This is a genomic window from Providencia sp. PROV_01 (assembly GCF_053098325.1).
On record NZ_JBRFKD010000002.1, the window covers coordinates 2,874,271 to 2,895,321 of the forward strand.

Below are 21,051 nucleotides of genomic sequence, written 5' to 3' on the forward strand. Positions count from 1 at the left end.
AAAGCATAATAAACGATAAAAATAATTCAACTTAGAACTATAAGCTAGACGATTAACGGAGATCAGCATGATGAATAAGACGGTTATCGAATACGTATTAGATAGACTTTACCAAATCGGTATTCACGATATTTTTGGTGTTGCTGGTGACTACGCATTCCCTATTGAAGATGCAGTATGTGAAAGTGAAAATATGCGCTGGATTGGCAACTGCAATGAACTCAATGCCTCATATGCTGCGGATGGTTATGCCCGTGTGAAAGGTGCCGCAGCGTTATCAACCACTTTTGGTGTCGGCGAACTCAGTGCCTTAAATGGTATTGCTGGCGCTTATGCCGAACATCTTCCCGTTTTTCATCTTGTTGGTATGCCAGCAAGCGGAGTTCAAAAAAAACACCGTTTAGTTCACCATACCCTAGGAAATGGTGATTTCGATGTGTTTTATCAAATGAGCCAACATTTAAGCTGTGCTCACGCTATTTTAACGCCTGAAAATTGTATTGCCGAAACAGAACGTTTAATTACAACCGCTTTACAAGAATCTCGACCCGTTTATTTAGGTTTCCCTTCTGACTATGCTGTTATGCCAATTAAAGCAGATGAAACACCTGAAACTATCACTATAAATAAAAGTCATAGCAAGTCATTATCAGCTGCGGTTACCGCTATTGTTGAAAAACTCACATCGAGTACAAAAGCCTGTATTATTCCTGGGATTTTAACGGCTCGTTTCGGCTTAACGACTGATGTTGAGGCTATTATTCAGAAAACTGGCCTACCTTATGCCACCATGTTTATGGATAAAGGGGTATTAAGCGAATCTAACTCTCAATATATGGGGATTTATAATGGAAAACTAATGAACCCTGATGTGCGAGAATTCGTCGAGAGCTGTGACTGTGTTATGGGGATCGGTGCAGTATTAACGGACTTCAACACCGGCAGCTTTACCGCAACGATTGCCCCTGAAAGCTGTATTAACATTCTTTCTGACCATGTGAAAGTGGGTTCCGCTATCTACCCGAATGTATTGATGAAAGATGTGTTAGATAAATTAAAAGAACTTGCGCCCTCACTTAACCATGCCGGGCTCAAAGCTCAAGGATTAGGATCACCGCAGCAAGGTGAAAATGGCCAAATTACCGCCTCATATTTGTACCCTCGCCTAGAAAAAATGTTCCGTAAGGACGACATTATTATTGCAGAAACGGGAACAGCATCTATGGGGTTAGGTTTTGCTTTATTACCTGAAAATGCACAATTTCACAACCAAACATTATGGGGATCTATCGGCTGGGCCACTCCCGCAGCCTTTGGTGCAGCAATTGCAGAGCCACAGAAGCGAGTTATTTTAGTGACTGGGGAAGGTTCTCACCAACTCACGGCCCAAGAGATTAGCCAGTTTGCCCGCTTTGGTTTAAAACCGATTATTTTCGTCCTAAATAATGATGGCTATTTAATTGAACGACTTCTGTGTAAAAATCCGGAAGCCTATTACAACGACTTACCCCAATGGAATTATGCACAGCTCCCCGCCGCATTAGGTTGTAATGATTGGTATTGTCAGCGTGTAACCAACTGCAATGAATTAGACAATGCGATTAAGCAGGCCGAACTATCGAACCATGCGGCCTATATTGAGGTAGTTATGGATAGATATGCCGCATCTGAGCTTGCAGAAAAACTTGGTAAATCAGTAGCATCTTTATATTCATTTTAAATTGACAAATTATGGCAGCCATTGCGCTGCCAATGTCTTTATGATGTAAATACCAGCCCTACATCGTTTCGTGATTGGTGCAATATTTTTGAGACAATTAATGCTAATTCAAGCAATTCATCGCATTTAGCATGGTTTTTACTAGCAATTTGCTCACGAAAGAATGCAAACTCATAGACCATATGATTGATTGTTGCATCCCGAGATACGTTGGATATTTCCCCATCAATACAAACCTCGACTGACTGGCAAAGGCTTGGGGCTCCAGTGATACGAATATGCCCTTTGGTGCCTTGAATAATAAAGTAACCGGGGCTCGCCGAATCTTTCGCTCCCACACAAGATGCAACTGAACGCTCAAAATGGGCCGTTAGTACCCCTGATGTATCAATTCCATTAAATCCTTTATTACAAATATAGTGGCTACTATTGGGTGCTCCCATCAAGGCTGATAACAAATAAATGTTATATAAATTAATATCATAGAGCGCACCGCCTGCTTGCTGTGGGTCAAAAGCAGCATGAATACGGCCTTGCAAATAGTCATTGTATCGACTTGAATATTGGGAATAATTACCGTGAATCACTTTGATTTCACCTATTTTATCAATGTGTTGCTTGATAAAGTGAAATTCAGGGGTATGAATAGACGTAATGGCTTCAAACAAAAAAAGCCCCCTAGTCTGTGAAATGGAAATTAACGTCTGCAACTGTTGCCAATTTGGTGTAAACGGTTTTTCGCATACCACATGTTTGTCAGCCATCAATGCATCAAAGGTATACTGATAATGTAAATGATTTGGCAAACCTATGTATATCACCTCAACATCAGGGTCTTGTAACAACTTTTGATAATCAGTATACAACTTTGCTATACCGAATTGTTGGCAAATAACCTGTCCCTTTTCAATACTTTCCGCCCGAACACACAGTGCGACTAGCTCTATCCCTTGCACCTGTATTAAAGCATCAAGAGCCGACATGATTATTTTTCCAGAACCGACCAGCGCTAGTTTCATCTCTGTTATCCATTAAGAAAAGTGAATTTCATTTTGCCATAAGGCTCATTATTTAAGAAATATCTTCGATGCTTTTTGATAATCTCTGCCATTCCCGTATTTTCTCCTTAAAAATTCAATAAAAATGACACATTTTTTCACTGGAGGTTCTTTTATTTATTACTGATGTACGAGCCAATTTCACTAGGTGAACCAAATAACCGCCATAAATGACGATTAGCTTCCCATTTACAATAATTTCTATTCACGTTGTCAGCAAAACTTTCTCATTTTACGTTTTATATAACCAATTGTTTTATCTTATAAATATTTCATTTTTCTTTTTTTCACTGACATAAACCTTTTTAAAACCCTAACTCACATCACAATTTATTAACAACTCTCTTGAATCATTTTTTATTATTCTCCATGCTAATTTTATCAAATAAACCAATGGTTTACTGTATAAACCAACCGAGGTTAAGATGAAAGAGAATATTGTCACTGCCGTTGATGATGCTTTATTGTTATTAATGCTATTAGGTGAAAAAAACAATCTTGGATTAAGTGAACTTGCACGCTTATCTGGCATGAATAAATCCAAGGTATACCGTTTATTATGCACGTTAGAAAACCGTCATTTCGTGCAAAAAAATGAAAACCCAGTGACCTATCATTTAGGCCATCAATTATTAAGCTTGGGGAATTGCGCTCGCCAGCAAATAAACTATATCCAAGTCGCAGAAGTTGAAGCAGAGCAACTCCGTCAACGTTTTGATGAAAACATTCAAATGCGTATACGTGACAACGGTGAAATTTTACAAGTTCTTCATAAGCCATCAGGGCAATCACTTCAAGTACGCAGTGAAGCTGGCAATCGCCGGCCGTTAGGATCTGGAGCGTCAGGCAGAGTACTATTGGCTTACTCCCCTAAAGATGTTCAAGCACATTTTATTGAAAAGAATCCCTCAATTGAAAAATCAATTGCCACCATACGCTCACAAGGTTTTTCCATTACCCGAGGCGAATTAACCGCAGGTATCGGTGCTATTGCCGCACCTATCTTTTCACAACACGGGGAATGCATTGCTTCACTGAGCATTAGCTTACCACTAAGCCGTTTTTCTGATGAAAAAGAACAAGATATGACTGAACAACTGCTTCTGTCTGCTTTACGCATATCAAGGCAGCTCGGTTACGACTCATAATTAATACAATAAAAGAGACAACACCATGCAACCAACAAACAACACTATACAAACTCCATCGTCACCACCAGGCTGGCAAATGAATCCAGTTTTAGTAATGTTAACTATTGTTATCATTGCCTTTTTAATGACTTATTTTGTTAATTCAGGCCAATATGAGCGCGATGGTAAAAAAGTCATTCCGGACTCTTACCAAACTATCACTAAAGACATCACGTTAGAGCAATTATTAGGTACTGAAAAATCAGCAGAAGGTACTGCCGCTCCCGTCAGTTTACCTCAACTGTTTAAAGCGATCCCCGAAGGAATTGTTAAACAATCACCGCTTATTTATATGGTTCTATTCATCGGAGGAATGTTTGGAATTCTCAATAAAACAGGGGCAATAGAATCAGGGTTAGAACGGTTGCTTCACGTCACCCGAGGCAATATCTATTTGTTGATCCCTTTCTTAATGATTGTATTTTCCATGGGAAGTACCTTTATGGGGTTAGCCAAAGAGTATCTTTTGGTTATTCCCATGGTTATTGCCTTAGTGAAACGCGTTGGGTTGAATGAACTTATTGGGCTTGCCATTGTAGCGATTGCGGTTAAGGTAGGATACCTCGCCTCCATCACCAATCCATATGCACTTTCTATCGCACAACCGCTTGTTGGTCTACCGGTTTTTAGTGGTTTAAGTATGCGGATTGCAGCGTACCTTATTTTTATTACACTCGGTATTTTATTTATTTTCTATAGTATTCGTAAAACGACACTCACAAGCTATGTGGTTGAAGAACATAATCAAACCACACAATTAACCCATCGTCATAAACTTATGTTAATTGTCTTAGCTATCGGTGTTGCATTTTTAGTCTATGCATCTAATCGCTGGCATTGGAAAAATAATGATTTATCTGCTTACTATTTATTCTTAAGTGTCATTTTAACTTTTTGTAGTGGTTTAACCGCAAGTGCTGCTGCTAACGCATTTGTCAGTGGAATGAAAAAAGTCCTTATCGCAGGAGTGTTAATTGGGTTAGCGACTGCGGTCGAAATTATTCTTTCTCAAGGTAAAATTCTCGATACCATTATTCATCAATTAGTTGGACTAGTCGGTAATCACGGTCCTTATGTTTCATCATATAGCATGTTTATTTCTCAACTATTATTAGACATTGCCATTCCATCAACGTCTGGGCAAGCCGCTGTCACAATGCCAATTTTAGGCCCCGTTGGTGAAATTTCTGGTGTTTCTCCTCAAACAACCGTTTTTGCATTTTTAATGGGTAATGGGCTGACTAACATGATCACACCAACATCCAGTGGGTTATTAATCTTCTTAGCTACGGCAGGCGTAAGTTGGACTACTTGGGCGAAGTATATTTTACCGCTATTTTTAATTTTTATGGCAATCAGTATCGGCTTACTGACTATCGCCGTGACCATAGGGTATTAATAAAATGGATATGAAGAATTACCGGATAAAAATGCGTGATGGAATAATGCTATCTACCGATGTTTACTTTCCACAAACTCAATCAACTACGTCTTTTCCCGTTATTATAGAGCGAACCCCCTATGATAAAAGCGCACCTTCTCGTTCGGAAAAAACGGTATCAGGCCAGCAAATAACACGCCAGGAAATGGCGAAATACTTCAATGAGTATGGTTTTATTGTTGTGTATCAGGATTGCCGTGGACGCTATGAGTCCGAAGGAAAGTTCACAAAATATATTAATGAAGCCGAAGATGGTTTTGATACATTACAATGGATTATGGAAAAACCCTGGTGTAATGGCAAAATAGGTTCAATGGGCCTCTCTTATGCCGCTCATACACAATTAGCAATGGCGTGTCTAAACCCACCAGGCTTACACACGATGGTGCTGGATTCCGGTGGATTTGCCAACGCCTATCAATGTGGGATCCGTCAAGGAGGCGCTTTTGAACTCAAACAAGCAACTTGGGCATTTAAACAAGCTAAACTAAGCCCACTCGCCCAGCAATCTCCCGATATTTTAGCTGCACTCGAACAAGAAAATGTCCATGAGTGGTTCACAACAATGCCATGGTATCAAGGACAAACATTGCTTAAACACGTCCCTGAATATGAATCGTATTTATTTGAACAATGGGAAGAAGAGTGTTTTTCCGATTATTGGCAGAAAATCGGCATCTATGCTGAAGGCTATTATGATCAAATACCTGATATCCCAGTATTATTCATGTCCAGTTGGTATGATGCCTATGTCAGTTCAACATTAGATAACTATCATGCATTTGTTACTAAAAAACAATCACCTCAAAAATTAATCATGGGCCCTTGGCTCCATGGTGACCGCAATATCACGCATAGTGGTGACGCAGAGTTCGGTGATATCGCCGCATTTGATAACAATGTCAGTGAAAGTTGGCTTTCTTGCCGGTTGAACTGGTTTGAAGCCCACTTAAAAAATGAAAATTCCAAAAACAATCATGAAGATGTAACGATATTTATGATGGGTGGTGGAAGCGGTAAACGTAACCGACAAGGGCGTATAGAGCATGGTGGAAAATGGCTTAACTGCCATCAATGGCCTTTAGCAAATACTGAAAAAACTGCATATTATTTGTGGCCAGATAACAAATTATCTCTTCACCCCTACACTAAAACAGCCTCAATATCCTATTGTTATGACCCTAAGCACCCAGTCCCTACCATTGGCGGCGCCTTAACTTCAGGCCAACCGATATTTTGGGGAGGAGCTTTTAACCAACGTGAATTACCGCAATTTTTTGGTAGTAAACAAAATAACCTACCTCTTTCTGCCCGTTGTGATGTCTTAGTTTTCGAAACCGAAGAATTACAAACAGATGTCTGTTTAGCTGGTGAAATAGAGGTGTCGCTTTGGATCAGTAGTGATGCTTTAGATACGGATTTTACTGCAAAGCTTATTGATGTTTACCCACCTAGTGCCGATTACCCACAAGGTTATGCCATGAATATTACAGATGGCATTATTCGCTGCCGTTTTCGGCATGGATATGAGAAAAAGGAATTATTAACACCCAATGAAATTGTCGAAGTGAAAATTAAGCCCTTTGCCTGTGCAAATCGTTTCGCAAAAGGGCACCGTATCCGATTAGATATTTCTAGTAGCAACTTCCCTAAGTATGACTTCAATACAAATACAGGTAAAACTATCGCAGGTGACAGAACGTGGAAAATAGCCTGTAATAGCCTACATTTTTCTAGTGAGCACCCGTCAAAAATTATTTTGCCGGTGATCAACGAGGCTTAAACTATTATTAGCTAATAAACTATTTGCCCACTTTAGCTGCCAACAGCGCTAAAGCGGGCTACATGAGAAGATAATTATTCCGCTTGAACCCAAAACACACCATCACCTTCTAAGGCAGTGAACGTTTTATGTAAGTAATCGCTATCTGCTTGCGGATCAAGGTCTGCAAACAGCTCAGGGTGGATGAATTTTGCAATTGCTTCCACCGCAATAATATTAAATGGCGTATCATAATATTGCTGATAGAGTGCCAATACTTGTTTGTTTTTGAAGGCAGATAATGAACGAAATTTAGGGCGATCCATTAGCTTATTCAGCCTAGCCAAAGAAGTTTGTTTATTTCCGGTATATCCTAATGGCACAGAAGCACTACCTTTACGAGTGTTATCCCAATCTGCTGCCGTCATTAAATAGTAGTCCGGGTTGCTGTGAATCAGTTGTTCTTCACTGATTTCTCCCCCCATTCCAATACTGAACCATTGGGAACCTAGGTTATTTCCACCAGCTGCTTCAACAAATTCACCAAAATTGCCATTACCAAACGTTTTACAGCAATAATCTTCACCTTGGATACCAGCGGCTCGTTCAATAAATACGCTTGGACGTTGCTCTTGACTAAGTTTAGCCACTCTTGAACGGATTAAGTCTAACTTTTGCTGGTAAAACTGATTAAATGCTTGCGCTTGTTGTTCCTCACCAAATACTTGGCCCAATAACGTCATACTCGGCAGGGTGTTTTTCAGTGGATATTGTCTAAAATCGATAAAAATCACAGGTAAGCCACTTTTTTCCAATAATGATAGAGTGCCACTTTCTGTGAGCTTACTCTTTAAGCCAATATCAAAAATGAGCAAATCTGGCTGTGCAACCAACGCTTTCTCAACGCTAAAGTCCGTTGTATACGGGTTTGGGAAAACAGAGATCTTGCTTAATTCTGGGAATTTTTTACTATAAGCCACACTCAGGTCAGGCGCTTTTTTTATTAACGCATCATCCCAAGCAATAATCCCTTTTAGTGGATTTTGTGGATGTAATATATTCAGCGCAACCAAAACGCGGCTATCTGCCAGCATCACTCGAGATACCGGCGCATTGACGGTTACGTCCCTACCCGCTATATCCGTCACCGTGATAGGTGCGGATAAGCTACTAGTCGAAAATAGTAGGCTAACTACGCCAAAAATCAGCACGAATATATTGATAATTTTTCTCATTATCATTGTTTTGCCTTGTATTTATTAAAATTTTACGGATGCTTGAACATAGTAAGTTCTTGGCTGCCCCACATAGATACCATAATTATTATCCGTAGAACGTGTAAAATAGGTTTGATCAAAAAGATTTTTAATACCAGCAGATAACGTTAAATCAGATAAACTTTTACCAAAATGGTACTCACCTCGTGCATCCCATACCATATAACCGGGGATTGTTCCGTATCGACCATCCGCACTGGGTTTTGTTACATAATGGCTTGATGTTCCTGGCGATTCTTGGGTAGATTGCGCATAGGTATTTAAGTTCCATACCCAATTTCCCGTTTCATAACGGCCACCTGCGGTAAAGACCTGTCGTGAATAAAACGGTAAATCTTTATGGGCAAAGTCACCTTTTTTACTAACCGCTTTCGTGTAGGTATAGGTGCTGTATACACTGATACCATCCAATTTATCGCTCAGGTCAGACAGGTTATACCTTGCCGCCAATTCCACACCTTGGTGAGTTGTGGCGCCCAAATTTGTCCAACCCGTTGTATTTTCAACATAAAGCAGTTGGTCATCAAAATCGATATAGAATAAGGTCGCCTCAAGGGATAGCGCGGTATTATCGTATTTAGTCCCCACTTCGTAGTTATGGGCTTTTTCTGCACTTAACCCATTCGCAGGGGAATTCCCAACCCCTTTAGTATTCAATTGAAAGTACTGTAAACTGCCGAATGACGTACTCGCATTGGCAAATAGCTTCCATTCATCATCAATATGATAGATCACGGCCAGCGCAGGAAGTGGTTCGCTATAGCGCTTACTTCTATTTTGGTTTTTAAAACTATCATTTAAATGAATATTAATGTTCTCATAGCGGATCCCGGGGATCACTGTCCAGTTGCCAACATCAATAGTGTCATCAAGATAAATCGCATGGGCTTCTGTTCCACCCGATGTGTGTTGATAATAATCATTGGTACTCGGCCGCGAACTTTGAGTACCCGTTTGGTACCAATTTGAACGGTAAGCTTTTTCGTCTGCGGTCTCATTTAAATAGCGATACCCCACTGTCACTTCGTGTGAAATATCATTAAAACGGAATAATTGCGAATAACTCGGTTCAATGGCATAAGCGGTATAGTGGCGAGGGTAAGAAACTAAACGCCTTTCATTCGCTTTATCTTTATGCTCACTTTCTATGTAACTACCCCGATAACTTTTACTAAACCATGTCATTAACTCAAATTGCTTGTCATCTTCTTCATGTTTGTATTTCAATGACATATCTTGTCGATTGCCTTCAAAACGGTCATAAGGCCGTGTTGATTGGAAAGGGTCCGCATTATATTGCGCTTGAGTCAACCCTCCAGGCATACCTGACATCGCATGATAGTAATGAAAATTAGCCAGTAGTTCGTCGTTATCTGTTATGGCATAACGGGTTTTTAAAATCAGGTCATCAATATCAGTATTATCGTTGCTTTTACGGTAGCCTTGCCCGTGTAACCCTGAGTACAGCAATAGCGCTCCCGCTGAATCATCCGCTTTTGAGCCCCCCACGGACGCATCCACCAGTGTCTTTAGCCCTCCCGTTTTAGCTCCTTGAGTTTGAAGTGAAACACCCCCAGAAAAGTCTTTCGGGATAGGTTTAGTCACAAAGTTAATTACGCCACCCACATTTTGCGGCCCATAACGCACAGAAGCCCCTCCACGGATCACATCAATAGATTCAATACTACCTAGTGATAATGGTGACATCGACAACTGAGGTTGACCATAAGGCGCAGCGGCTAATGGCATACCATCGAGTAAAATCGTTGAGCGCGGTGAAAGACGTGAGGTTAACCCTCGTACCCCTACATTTAAGGAAACATCGCTCCCCCCTGTCCCATTACTTTCGCGTACCTGCACCCCTGGGATACCTTTTAAAGCATCCCCGATGGTTTCACTGCCCGATTCTTTAATTTGCTGTTGAGATCTTACTGTTCGAGCACCTGGGTGATTAAATACCACCTCACCATCTTCAGTATTTTCAAGCCAATTACCTGTAACTGTAATTTGATCATTTCTTGAATTATCAACAGCGAAAACATAATAAGGCGCTAATGTAGCTGAAATTGCTAATGGTATGAGTAGTTTGCTAGTTTTTAAATTCATAAGGAATACGTAACAAAGGAGATTAAGAGCAATAATGATAATTAGAATTATTACAGATAATCAACTTAATTTACTATTTATTTTGAAATTACTCTAGCTTAATTCCTTATTATATAAAGGGTTATTGTTTTTGATTTAGAATGAAAAGAACTGAAGAAAACTAAAAAATCCGAGGGAAAATTTCCCCTCGGAGCATATTACTTAACGACATCATATGGTTAAAAGCAAAACAGATAATATTTTACTTCTAATAAGAACTAACCGCCTAGTGAGAAAAACACTACCCGACCAACTCCCTCGCCAACAAAAATACAGAGTGTTGCCAGTGACATGACGAATGTTGCATTCAGATTGTGCCCACTTTTTTGACACAGTAAACGACCGACAAACAATACCCCTAATGCAATAAGTATGATTCTAACAATGCTTAAGCTCACTAAACCATCAGGGAGTTCACGTGGTGTCATTCCCATAAAAATTGGCTCTCCCATATTCCCTAGTAGAGATAATGCGCCCAGAAACATGAGTAAAATTCCTATAACACCAATACCTAGCGCAATTTTAACCACACGTTTTAATTGCTCTTCTTTGCCATGGCGACGTAAAGAACCTACCAGTAACAATGCCGCTACCACACCACCAAGCAATAATACCGCACCAAAGAAACTGGCGTAGGTAAATAACCCATTCCATAAGTTAAACAAGGTATTAGTGTATAATGCTGACATTGCATACATATAGATAATACCGGCTAACGCACTCAGCAGCAGTAGCAACGCATTCGCATTTTGTTTAAGCAATAGCAGTGCGATAATGAAAAACAAGAGCGCCATATAGATTGCCGTCGCCCACACTTCACGGCTCATCCATGAGGTCGACACATGCAACATGGTGTAAAACATGTGTAGCGGGTTCCCCATATGAAATAGTGAGCCTAACAACCCAACACAGCCCAGAATAAAACTTGCTAAAATAGGCAGTTTAATAAACTGGACGCTTTGTCGGTTATTTCCGCCTTCAAGTACACGAAAATAGCACACCAATGAAACTAGCAAGCACCCTACAGAAGCTTGCATAAATAAGGTGAAAACCACCAATGGAAATTCATGCATGATAATTCTCCTTATCCTTTTGTACCGACAACCAAGTTCGGTTTGGTAATACTTGAACTAGGTAACCCTGCAATATCTGCATTCGAGCCATATTTTTTACGTAATTCGCTAATTAGGCCGAACTCAATCGCACGCATAGGACAAGAATCCACACACATTGGATTTCCGCCCTTTTCACGGAGATCAAGACAAGTGTCGCACTTAGTCATCATTCCAATACTGGCATCGAACTGAGGTGCCTCGTATGGACAAGCCCATGTGCAATAGCGGCACCCCACACATTTATCATGGTCGACTAATACAACACCATCTTCCTCTCGTTTGTGCATTGCGGTAGTAGGGCAATGGCTGACACATTGCGGGTCATCGCAATGGTTACAGGCAATAGACAAATGCCAAGTCCGAGGACGTGGATATTCACCTACTTCAATATCATACACACGACGAAAGTTGCGCCCGACCTCAAGATCATTTTTGTCTTTACACGCAACAACACAGGTTTTACAACCAATGCAAGTGGCAACATTAATATAAAATCCAACTTGTTTATCCATTTCTTATTGCCCCCTAAAAAATAATACGCTGTGGAATTGCAGCATCTGGAACTAGCTGGTCTCCATGCCATTTTTCAATATTACATAGCATCGTGTTCCACCCTGACGTCCCAAGCCCTGTAGGGACCTGAATAGTTAGCGTATTGTCGGCTCCCGCCATATCTATCCCTGTTTTTTCATCAACATTTGTCCAACTTCCATGTGGTAATGCCACCACACCCGGCTTCATCGTTTGTGTCACCAATGCGGGACGCACAATTTTTCCCTGTGGGCTCGTTATCAACACAGTTTCACCGTGTTTAATACCTAAACGTTTAGCATCAGACGCATTGATATAAATTGGACTTGGCCACTGTTCACGCAACCAAGGCACGTTATCAAGCGTGCTGTGAGAGCGACGTAAGTAGTGTGGGTTATAGATTTGGAATGGATAATCCCCTTTTTCCTTCTTCGAGAAGTCGCTAAAACTTGCCTCATAACCGCTCGCGGATGGGATATATTCAGGAATGGGAGGTAATTTCGTCCAACCACATTCATCGGCTTTTTCGACTAATGTTTGGCAGTAAATTTCGAACTTACCACTCGGTGTTGGTCGTGGATTGGCTTGAGGGTCGCGAATAAAATCTTCATAGGCAATATAACTATAGTTATCACCAGAAGTACGCTTGACTTGGTATTTCCCAACAGTAAGAAATTCGTTGAGGGTAATTCGGCCTTGCTGTGGCTTACCTGTTACTTGCCATTCATCAATATCCGCTTGGGTAATGGTGATTAATGGCTCTGTGGTCTTACCATCTTCACCAATAATCGTTGCGCCATTGAGTTTATTAAAAAATTGTTGTTTTTCCGAAACAGGAAAAACCTCATCGATATCAATCCCCAGACGTTTACCTATTTCTTTGGCAATCCACTGGTCACTTCTCGCCTCATAAAGTGGCGGAGTTACATTCACCGCAGCTATAATAACTTCGCGGTTACTTGGATTTAATATGGTTCCTTCTCGTTCCCACTCTGTCGTCACGGGTAAGACGATATCCGAATATTTAGCACAAGTATGTGGAACATATGCTGCAGTTACAATCAGTTCCACATCTTTACGATAAGCTTCAACACTTTGCGAAATATTAGCTCGTGTTTGCAGTGTCGCATTAAACGGGTGAATTATCATTTGGATATTTGCATCGACATCCCCTACACCACGTTGGCGGAATCTTTTCTCTAATAATGCACGGTTAAGCTCATTGTGATTAATTTTCAAGCTAACCGGGTTTGGGATTGAAGGTAACCCACTTGCTCCGGCCATTACGAGCCGCGTGCCATTATTTCCAGCTGCGAAGTGGCAGCTGACCCCAGTCATGCGACCAGGCCTTCCCATATGGCCAGTCATAAAGCCTAATGTTGAGAATGCTTGCACCCATCCTTCACCGTTATGGATTCGAGCAGGCGCCCAACCGGTAAGCAATGCGACTCGGTTAGTGCCGCCGATTTCACGCGCTAACTTGCGAATATCGCTAGCTGACAGACCACAAATATTAGAGGCCCACTCTGGTGTTTTAGGCTCTCCCGTGTAGGTGCCTAACAGATAATCTTTGAAGTTACCTTTTGGGTCAGCGCCTGCTGGCATATTATTTTCATCAAAACCAACCGTACAACGGCGTAAGAAATCCCAATCAATCAATGGGTTGTCAGGGCTATCCATTTCTAATAACGCAGACATGATACCCAGAGCTAAAGCATGGTCAGTACCGGGGTTGATAGGGTACCAGTCTGCATCCATTAACTCTGCCGTGGTCGTATAACTTGGGTCAATACTAATAAAGCGCGCTCCCGCTTTTTTCGCTTGATAGTAATTATAAGTTGGGCTACCAGGGCTGCTCCACGCTGGGTTTGCTCCCCACATCACGATTAACTGGGAGTTACGCATATCAAAGCGGTCATTGGTACCAAAAGTATAAAACCCTTCAAGTAACCCTAAATGCGCCGGTGTTTCAAACCATGCCCCCCATGAGGTTGTTCCCCAATCGCCAACAAATCCCCCGGCTTTCGCATAAACGTTTTGGATATCAACACCATTACCGCCAGTGATCCAAATCGATTCATTCCCATATTTTTCTTTAATACGTTTCGATTCTGATGCCACAATATCTAATGCTTCATCCCAACTGATGCGCACCCATTGGTCTCGGCCTCGCAAGCTTTTATCTCCACCACCGGGAGCCCAGCCTTTACGCTTCATTGGATATTTTAAGCGATCTGCGCCAAAGACTTGTTTACGTTGTGAACGGCCACGTAAACAACCTCGTTGTTGTGGGAAATCAGGTGAGTCCGCAACTACATCATCGGTTTTTTGCCTAACAACTACGCCATCAACCACCAATGCTTTATTAACACAGCGGCCACCACAGTTATGCCAGCAGGCCACGGGCTTCCATTTCCCTTGAGTGACCGCATCAGTTGCTTGCTCAACCGCTTTTTCTTCCTCTGGTGTTGCCGCATATAATTGCTTACTCAGCGGTAACGTAGCCATCACTGATGCCGCCGATGTCCAAGCTATAAATGAACGGCGACTCAAGGCTATTTTCTGTCTTTCTGACATTGCTCTTACCTCTTCATTTTGTTTATTATTATAAATTGACTAATTCATTGATTTTTTTAATATCATTGCGTAAGAAAAGCTCAACTAATGAACTTAATTGACGATAGAATAATGTGTCTGCATGGTTATGCATTGAGCGGCAAAATGGCGTAATAAACGCCAATAGATGGGTATTTAAAAATGTGGCAGACCCGAGCAACAACGCGTTTACGTTAACCCAATCAACGGTTTCATTTTCGCTATCAATAAGTTCAGTAATACGCAGGCTTAAATGCCACATAAAATCTAACTCATAACCAATATGGTCAGCGGCTTCCCTATCCCCTTCCGGTAAATGAACGCCATACTGTTCATAAAAGGATTTCACTGCTGAGGTACTTTCTTGAAATAACAGTTTGTCACGGGAAACATAAGTTGACTCCCATGGCGCTGCTGGCGGGGCTTCTGGGCCAATAAATAAGCGAGTAAAATCCCAATGCAAGTTTTCAAAACCCTCAGTATTGGCTTTTAGCTGACTATTGTTTAAGTCTTTATGCATGTCATTTATGGCATTTCTCATCGCGGGTAATACTTCATCACAGGGAAATAACAGCAATCCTGAATCTCTCAAATAACTTAATAACTCTGGCGTTGGTTCTTCCATAAACAAACGCCGCAATACGTCATAAGCAAATTGACGCGCATACAGAAAATCTAAAATTTGGTTGTCATTAGTCATAAATGTATCCCTACAGGTCAGTCAGTAAAAATTCAGCGGGTGTAGTGAGTTCAATTTGCACTTCTTTAATTAAATGATTGCCCTGTTCATCGGGCTCAACAATGTGAGAGGTCAACGCAATAGGTAGTTTGTCTAGCGAGGTTAATAAGTAAATTGCTTCAGGGTTAAATTGCAAAAAACCATGTAACAAATCTTGATAATAAGAAACGCCTGTTTGTTTCAGTAAAACCGCCACCTTTTCACAATCATCACCAAAAACTTTGGCGCTTTTAAAAAAATAATCTTGAGAAGAGAAGAAGTAATGTTTTCCTAATATTTTTTCATTGTGTTCAAAAAAAGCATTACTTTGGTACACTTGCCCCGTATGTTTATTTTCTAAAGAGCAATAATGCACCCCAAGCGATAATTTATTTTCGAGTGCAAAATTAAGCACTCGAAGGCAAGCTAATTCACTCTGTGCAACCGCCAATCCACCAGCATACCAATAGTTGTAATACACCTCATAAGGTGGATTTTTAAGTTCGAAGCCTCGAGCTTGATACGCTTCACTATTTGTTAGTGGGAAACAAAACTCTAATAAATTGATACCATCAATACCAATGTCATCAAGCTGAGTTAATAGCTGATACATTTGCTGTTCTGTACCGGGGATCACCGGCATTTCCACCATAACCGCTGGAAAAATTTCACGAGCTAACGCGATGCGGTACAAAACTTTGGTGATGCGTTCTTTTGAATCATCAATTTTGATGCTAAAACGGATTTCTTGTAGGCCTGCCTTCGCTAAAGCTAATGCGGTATTACGGTCTAATGGGTCACCAGCGGTATATAAACGGCTATGAGCCTGAGGTAATTTCTGTTGGACGGCTTGGAAAAATTCGATACTTTCTTGGCGAAAAAGTAGAGGCTCCCCGCCTGTTAGTGCGATATGGGTCAGAGGGTAACCTTGCTCGGCAATTGCATCAATTTCCCCAAGCGCATCACGCATTTCCTGTTGATAACCCTGATAATTTTCTTGGTTTGGGTTAAAACAAAAATAACAATCGCGGTGGCATTTTAATGACAAAAATGTCGTATAACTCCCTTCTCCCGTACGACATTGCACGCAAGCACTCGAGAGCCAATTACAATGTATACTCTTCCCATTATTGGCAAAAGTTGCGCCATGATTCTTTATACTTAGTTTGAGTTTCTCAATTTCATGTTGCTGTGCAAAAGGGGCTTCAAAATTAAGGCCATATTCTATGATTGCCTGCTGTGTTTGCTGTTCGATATCCAAATAGCGAATAGCGTAGCGCTTAAATTTTTGATTATTTACTGTCGATATTGTTCTATCAGTAATAGGATAGATCATAAATTTCCCTTCAATTTATGAGCAAACAGTTCCTATTATTCAGTGAATTTTCAATTAGGTTCAGAATGTAAATAATCAATTAATAGACTGTCATTATAATGCCAATAACAATTAGAAATATGCTTATAAATACTCACATCATTACCGAGCAAATTGAAAATAATTTTAAATAAGAAACATTCGCATTATATTATTTTGATTTTTAATTAATATCAGTATAGGTAAGTGACGTAATATGGTGTTGCGCAGGATCAAAAAAACTTTCCTTTCATTATTTATATATCAAATGATTAGCTATCGCTGTCGTTATGGCTAGGTTATTACTCAATCATGTTCTCATTATATGAGAATTATCTCTTTAAAAATCGCCATATAAAATTAAAATACCTCATTTAATAGCATTCTAAAATAATATTAAACTAACCTTTCAACATTAAAAGAGAGGAAATAATATTTCAATTTGTAAAATTAAACTTCAAAAAATGTTCAGCTATTCATATTTATCATATTTAATTTCTTTTATTTTATAAACCTCTCTAATAAATACAGCATAGTTATTATTTATCTTTTTATCATAATTAAAGATATAATTATAATTCATCGTTAGACACTCCCAACTCGTCACTATCACGCGGTTGGTCATTATCGTCAAAGTGGTAAAGCATAAGTCACCTTAACCGTTTCCATTGGCACCTCCGTCTTTATACTCTGAATGCTGCTAATTTGTGTTAAATGATCTGCATGAAATCGACGATAAGAGGCTAAGTCTTGCGTTACAATACGGATCAAAGCATCACATTCCCCTGCCATTAGATGGCATTCAACGACTTCAGGCATCTGTTTAATGTCTTCAACGAATTGGTTGATGGTCTTGGCATCTTGTGTTTTAAACCAAATACGTGCAAATAAAGAAAGACCGGCTCCAATTTTACTGCCATCCAATACGGCCACATAACGTTTGATAACCCCGGCTTCTTCAAGCAATTTCACACGACGCAGACAAGGGGACGGGGAAAGCCCCACTTCTTTAGCTAATTCAATATTCTGAATTTTTCCATCTCTTTGTAAAATCTGTAAGATGCGTCTATCAATGGCATCCAATTTTAGCCTATTTTCTTTCATTGGTACTCAACCTCAATTTAATATTAATTTTTGATATTAAATACCAATTATTGTTTATTTTAAAGCAATAAAAAAATCCAATATCACTGGATTATCGCTATAATTTTATTGCTACTGGCCAGTTGCGTGAATTAACAATAAACAATAATGAGGAATTGAAATGGAGTTACAGACCTTGCTCTTATTTAGCGCAACCGTAGTCCCTTTAGTCTGCACACCAGGCCCAGATATTCTTTTTATTTCCGCACAAGGATTATCAGGAGGCACCTCTGCTGCCTTGAAAGCTAATTTAGGTATTATACTGGGCTATATAGCGCATGCGATTCTGGCTGCACTTGGTTTAGCGGCAATTGTTGCGGCTTCCCCTATGATTTTCCACACCATTAAATGGGTTGGAGTGACTTATGTCACTTATCTTGCTATCCGCATGGTGTTATCTGCGATGAAAGCGGGAGACTTAAAAATTCAAACGGTGTCAACAAAGGCAGTAATAGCTAAAGCATTTCTGACGAGCTTTCTTAACCCTAAAGGGTTATTGGTGTATTTCGCTATTTTGCCGAATTTCATTAAGCTGACAGAAAGTGTGGCAGTTCAGTCTTTGATACTTTCAGCTGCTTTTATACTTTCGTGTGTCGTAATCTATGGTGTGATAGGTGCATTATTTGCTTCCATGCATAATAAGCGAGTTTATAATGATAAAAAACGCCGTATAACCGAGGGGGTTGCAGGCGGTATGCTAACACTCGCTGCTATCGGTTTAGCTACTAGTTAGCGAGGCAATAATTCAATCCAGATTAACTTGCTATCGGTGCTAAGTGGTTTTATCACCCCTTCACCGATATCAGGTAGCCACCAGGCTCCTTGTCCTTGCGCCATAAGATGGCAATTTGCGCCTGAAATTTCCCATTCACCATTGAGCACATAGACTAACCCTGCTTGGTTAGCTGGTAATTTACACTCTTCAGTGATGAAGTAGTTTTTAACCGCCCACCTATCATCTAGAAAAATAAAATTCATTAACTTAACTGATGGCTTTGGGACTTTTACCATACAAAATTGCTGGGCTGAAAATTGGACATGATCACCTGCATGCTCTAATCGGCACTCAAATGCTTTGGTATCGGTTAACAGAAGCGGCTGGTCATTCAACAATATTGCCAACCTTTCTCCTTCCGCATAACGTTTTAAATAGCTCTCTTGCTTAATGGTTGCAATACTTGCGCGTAGTGAATAGTCCGATGCCACTGGCCAGCAAAATACTTCTTGGCTGGCCCCCCCGCCATCATGCCAATCCAGGATAGGTAACTCCATTGTGTCAAAACATTTTATTTTCACATTACCTCCCATTTATTGCTGCTAACACATTTAGATTTATACTTAGATTGGCAAAGTTAATCTTTCAAGGCAATGAATTAACAATGATAATGTGACTAATCACGCCTCTCATTGATTAAAAAGTGACATAAACGGCCTAAAGTTTTCATTGCTTCTTCCACCCTTTCACTCCATGTAAACGATGCATTCAGACGAAATGCATGATTAAACTGATCACTAGTGGAAAACATACTTCCCGGTGCGATGCTGATCCCCTCTTTTAGTGCGAGTTGGTACAAACGAATAGCATTAAATGGCGGTTCAAATTCTAGCCATAAAAAATACCCACCTTTTGGTGTATTAACTTTTACTGACTGAGGCATGTATTTTGCTATTGCACTCAACATTTGGTGCTGACGTTGTTCCATCGTTAAACGCAGTTTACGAAGGTGGTTGTCATATCCCCCTAATGATAAGTACTCCGCAATAGCTAATTGCGTGGGAACGCTAGCAGAAACGGTGCTCATCATTTGTAAATGTTGAATTTTTGTCGCGTGTTGACCCGCGGCAACCCAACCCACTCGATACCCCGGCGCTAAACATTTCGAAAACGAAGAACAATGAAAGAAATTTCCTTTAGTATCTAGTGCCTTTGCGGGTATTGGCTGTTTGTTACCAAAATAAAGTTCCCCATAGACATCGTCTTCAATTAATGCAATTTGCTGCTTATTCAGGATATCGACCAATCGTTTTTTGTTCGTTTGCGGCATCGTACCGCCTAATGGATTTTGATAATGTGTCATCAGCCAACAGGCTTTAATTGGATATTTGCTTGCAATATCCTCTAACGCGTCAAGATCAATACCAAATAGCGGGTCTGTTTTAATAGCAATTGCCTTGAGTTTTAACCGCTCAATTGCCTGAAGTGAACCATAGAATGCAGGTGATTCGATAACGACCCAATCCCCGGGCTGAGTGACTGATTGTAAGCTCAGAACTAAAGATTCCATGGCTCCTGCTGTAATCACGATTTCATCAGGAGCAACATGGATCCCTTGAGTTGCATAACGCTGAGCAATGTTTCGACGCAGTTGTTCATTACCAGGCGGCAAATTAGCTGGTGTATTAAATTTCGATAAGCGCCTAGCGACAGACGCGAGTGATTTCGCGAGTTTTGGGTCATCTAATAAGGCGGGCTCTGGAAATGCGGAGCCAAATGGGATAATATTCGGGTCCTTACAAGCTTGTAAGACACCAAAAATAGAGGCGTTAATCTCTACATTTTCATTCAAATGTAGCCCTTTACCTCCTTTTGCGGCAGCAAATGCGTTATTGCGGTTTGCCACGTAATACCCTGATTGCGGGCGAGCAACGACCCATCCTTGGCTTTCAAGCAACTGATATGCTTGCACAACAGTCATTAAACTTAAACCAGACTGTTTAACACTTTCCCTCAATGAAGGTAATCTGTCGCCCACTTGCCAGATATTGTCTTCAATTTGCTGACGAATTTGCGCTGCTAATTGTTCGTATCTCGTCATAGCCGCCTCAACTGTTATAGTTAATATCTCAATAATTGTTACTATTATAGTTTATCGTCTCATGTTCTACTTATCCACACATTCACCTGACTTTTTTTTAACTATAAGCACAAAACATTTTTCGTTGGATGGCGATTATTTTGCACTCAGGTGTGAGCAATCTCTTTTGCTAAGGATTAGCGCCTC

16 protein-coding genes are annotated in these 21,051 nt (G+C 40.5%); 5 read left to right on the forward strand and 11 right to left on the reverse strand.

From position 1 onward, the window contains the following. Window positions 1-70 precede the first annotated feature (70 nt). The gene (locus ACU696_RS13945; protein WP_164529350.1) at window positions 71-1,720 is read left to right on the forward strand and encodes an alpha-keto acid decarboxylase family protein; all 1,650 of its coding nucleotides are present in this window, start codon (window positions 71-73) and stop codon (window positions 1,718-1,720) included. Between the two features lie 38 nt (window positions 1,721-1,758). Here the strand turns inward: ACU696_RS13945 and ACU696_RS13950 are convergent, their stop codons facing one another. Beyond that, window positions 1,759-2,739 (reverse strand): Gfo/Idh/MocA family protein, encoded by a 981-nt coding sequence (locus tag ACU696_RS13950; RefSeq protein WP_209101436.1) that lies wholly within the window; start codon window positions 2,737-2,739, stop codon window positions 1,759-1,761. A 464-nt stretch (window positions 2,740-3,203) separates the two neighbouring features. Between ACU696_RS13950 and ACU696_RS13955 the strand changes: the two genes are divergently transcribed. The 3 genes from ACU696_RS13955 to ACU696_RS13965 are packed head-to-tail and all read left to right on the forward strand — an operon-like array spanning window position 3,204 to window position 7,192. Next, window positions 3,204-3,926, forward strand: a complete 723-nt coding sequence (locus tag ACU696_RS13955) for an IclR family transcriptional regulator (protein WP_117161963.1) — start codon at window positions 3,204-3,206, stop codon at window positions 3,924-3,926. A gap of 25 nt (window positions 3,927-3,951) precedes the next feature. Continuing rightward, entirely contained in the window at window positions 3,952-5,367 is a 1,416-nt protein-coding gene (locus tag ACU696_RS13960) for a YfcC family protein (protein ID WP_226537839.1), read from the forward strand. A 4-nt stretch (window positions 5,368-5,371) separates the two neighbouring features. Further along, window positions 5,372-7,192 carry a CocE/NonD family hydrolase gene (locus tag ACU696_RS13965; protein WP_117161964.1) on the forward strand — a complete coding sequence of 607 codons (1,821 nt, stop codon included), beginning with the start codon at window positions 5,372-5,374 and terminating at the stop codon, window positions 7,190-7,192. Between the two features lie 74 nt (window positions 7,193-7,266). Here ACU696_RS13965 and ACU696_RS13970 read toward each other — a convergent pair whose 3' ends face one another. From ACU696_RS13970 to ACU696_RS14005, 8 genes are all read right to left on the reverse strand, one after another. After that, entirely contained in the window at window positions 7,267-8,412 is a 1,146-nt protein-coding gene (locus ACU696_RS13970) for an ABC transporter substrate-binding protein (RefSeq protein ID WP_198634920.1), read from the reverse strand. A gap of 18 nt (window positions 8,413-8,430) precedes the next feature. Then, the gene (locus ACU696_RS13975; protein WP_109911293.1) at window positions 8,431-10,554 is read right to left on the reverse strand and encodes a TonB-dependent receptor family protein; all 2,124 of its coding nucleotides are present in this window, start codon (window positions 10,552-10,554) and stop codon (window positions 8,431-8,433) included. A 257-nt stretch (window positions 10,555-10,811) separates the two neighbouring features. Next, window positions 10,812-11,666, reverse strand: a complete 855-nt coding sequence (locus ACU696_RS13980; protein ID WP_209101432.1) for a dimethyl sulfoxide reductase anchor subunit family protein — start codon at window positions 11,664-11,666, stop codon at window positions 10,812-10,814. Window positions 11,667-11,677: 11 nt separating this feature from the next. Beyond that, window positions 11,678-12,220 carry a DMSO/selenate family reductase complex B subunit gene (locus ACU696_RS13985; RefSeq protein ID WP_004264054.1) on the reverse strand — a complete coding sequence of 181 codons (543 nt, stop codon included), beginning with the start codon at window positions 12,218-12,220 and terminating at the stop codon, window positions 11,678-11,680. 13 nt (window positions 12,221-12,233) lie between these two features. Further along, window positions 12,234-14,816, reverse strand: a complete 2,583-nt coding sequence (locus ACU696_RS13990; RefSeq protein ID WP_213637438.1) for a molybdopterin-dependent oxidoreductase — start codon at window positions 14,814-14,816, stop codon at window positions 12,234-12,236. Between the two features lie 28 nt (window positions 14,817-14,844). Next, on the reverse strand, window positions 14,845-15,534 hold the full coding sequence (locus tag ACU696_RS13995; RefSeq protein WP_209101425.1) for a TorD/DmsD family molecular chaperone: 690 nt from the start codon (window positions 15,532-15,534) through the stop codon (window positions 14,845-14,847). 10 nt (window positions 15,535-15,544) lie between these two features. Beyond that, on the reverse strand, window positions 15,545-16,888 hold the full coding sequence (locus ACU696_RS14000) for a radical SAM protein (protein WP_447343130.1): 1,344 nt from the start codon (window positions 16,886-16,888) through the stop codon (window positions 15,545-15,547). A 648-nt stretch (window positions 16,889-17,536) separates the two neighbouring features. After that, complete coding sequence (locus tag ACU696_RS14005) at window positions 17,537-18,010, reverse strand: Lrp/AsnC family transcriptional regulator (protein ID WP_115167334.1); 474 nt, start codon at window positions 18,008-18,010, stop codon at window positions 17,537-17,539. Between the two features lie 160 nt (window positions 18,011-18,170). Here ACU696_RS14005 and ACU696_RS14010 point away from each other — a divergent pair, with 160 nt between their 5' ends. Further along, a complete protein-coding gene (locus tag ACU696_RS14010) occupies window positions 18,171-18,782 on the forward strand; it encodes a LysE family translocator (RefSeq protein ID WP_196723347.1) in 612 nt (203 codons plus the stop codon). On the opposite strand, the gene ACU696_RS14015 is transcribed toward ACU696_RS14010, so the two are convergent. Both ACU696_RS14015 and ACU696_RS14020 read right to left on the reverse strand, forming a co-directional pair. Further along, complete coding sequence (locus ACU696_RS14015) at window positions 18,779-19,345, reverse strand: HutD/Ves family protein (RefSeq protein WP_226537837.1); 567 nt, start codon at window positions 19,343-19,345, stop codon at window positions 18,779-18,781. The genes ACU696_RS14010 and ACU696_RS14015 overlap by 4 nt on opposite strands. Before the next feature lie 95 nt (window positions 19,346-19,440). Beyond that, the gene (locus tag ACU696_RS14020) at window positions 19,441-20,865 is read right to left on the reverse strand and encodes an aminotransferase-like domain-containing protein (RefSeq protein WP_004910542.1); all 1,425 of its coding nucleotides are present in this window, start codon (window positions 20,863-20,865) and stop codon (window positions 19,441-19,443) included. Window positions 20,866-21,051: the final 186 nt, after the last annotated feature.

Excerpts from the sequence above, each read along its gene's own strand:
- ACU696_RS13945 (WP_164529350.1), top strand. The coding sequence starts at position 71 with ATGAATAAGACGGTTATCGAATACGTATTAGATAGACTTTACCAAATC.
- ACU696_RS13950 (WP_209101436.1), bottom strand. The coding sequence starts at position 2,739 with ATGAAACTAGCGCTGGTCGGTTCTGGAAAAATAATCATGTCGGCTCTT.
- ACU696_RS13955 (WP_117161963.1), top strand. The coding sequence starts at position 3,204 with ATGAAAGAGAATATTGTCACTGCCGTTGATGATGCTTTATTGTTATTA.
- ACU696_RS13960 (WP_226537839.1), top strand. The coding sequence starts at position 3,952 with ATGCAACCAACAAACAACACTATACAAACTCCATCGTCACCACCAGGC.
- ACU696_RS13965 (WP_117161964.1), top strand. The coding sequence starts at position 5,372 with ATGGATATGAAGAATTACCGGATAAAAATGCGTGATGGAATAATGCTA.
- ACU696_RS13970 (WP_198634920.1), bottom strand. The coding sequence starts at position 8,412 with ATGATAATGAGAAAAATTATCAATATATTCGTGCTGATTTTTGGCGTA.
- ACU696_RS13975 (WP_109911293.1), bottom strand. The coding sequence starts at position 10,554 with ATGAATTTAAAAACTAGCAAACTACTCATACCATTAGCAATTTCAGCT.
- ACU696_RS13980 (WP_209101432.1), bottom strand. The coding sequence starts at position 11,666 with ATGCATGAATTTCCATTGGTGGTTTTCACCTTATTTATGCAAGCTTCT.
- ACU696_RS13985 (WP_004264054.1), bottom strand. The coding sequence starts at position 12,220 with ATGGATAAACAAGTTGGATTTTATATTAATGTTGCCACTTGCATTGGT.
- ACU696_RS13990 (WP_213637438.1), bottom strand. The coding sequence starts at position 14,816 with ATGTCAGAAAGACAGAAAATAGCCTTGAGTCGCCGTTCATTTATAGCT.
- ACU696_RS13995 (WP_209101425.1), bottom strand. The coding sequence starts at position 15,534 with ATGACTAATGACAACCAAATTTTAGATTTTCTGTATGCGCGTCAATTT.
- ACU696_RS14000 (WP_447343130.1), bottom strand. The coding sequence starts at position 16,888 with ATGATCTATCCTATTACTGATAGAACAATATCGACAGTAAATAATCAA.
- ACU696_RS14005 (WP_115167334.1), bottom strand. The coding sequence starts at position 18,010 with ATGAAAGAAAATAGGCTAAAATTGGATGCCATTGATAGACGCATCTTA.
- ACU696_RS14010 (WP_196723347.1), top strand. The coding sequence starts at position 18,171 with ATGGAGTTACAGACCTTGCTCTTATTTAGCGCAACCGTAGTCCCTTTA.
- ACU696_RS14020 (WP_004910542.1), bottom strand. The coding sequence starts at position 20,865 with ATGACGAGATACGAACAATTAGCAGCGCAAATTCGTCAGCAAATTGAA.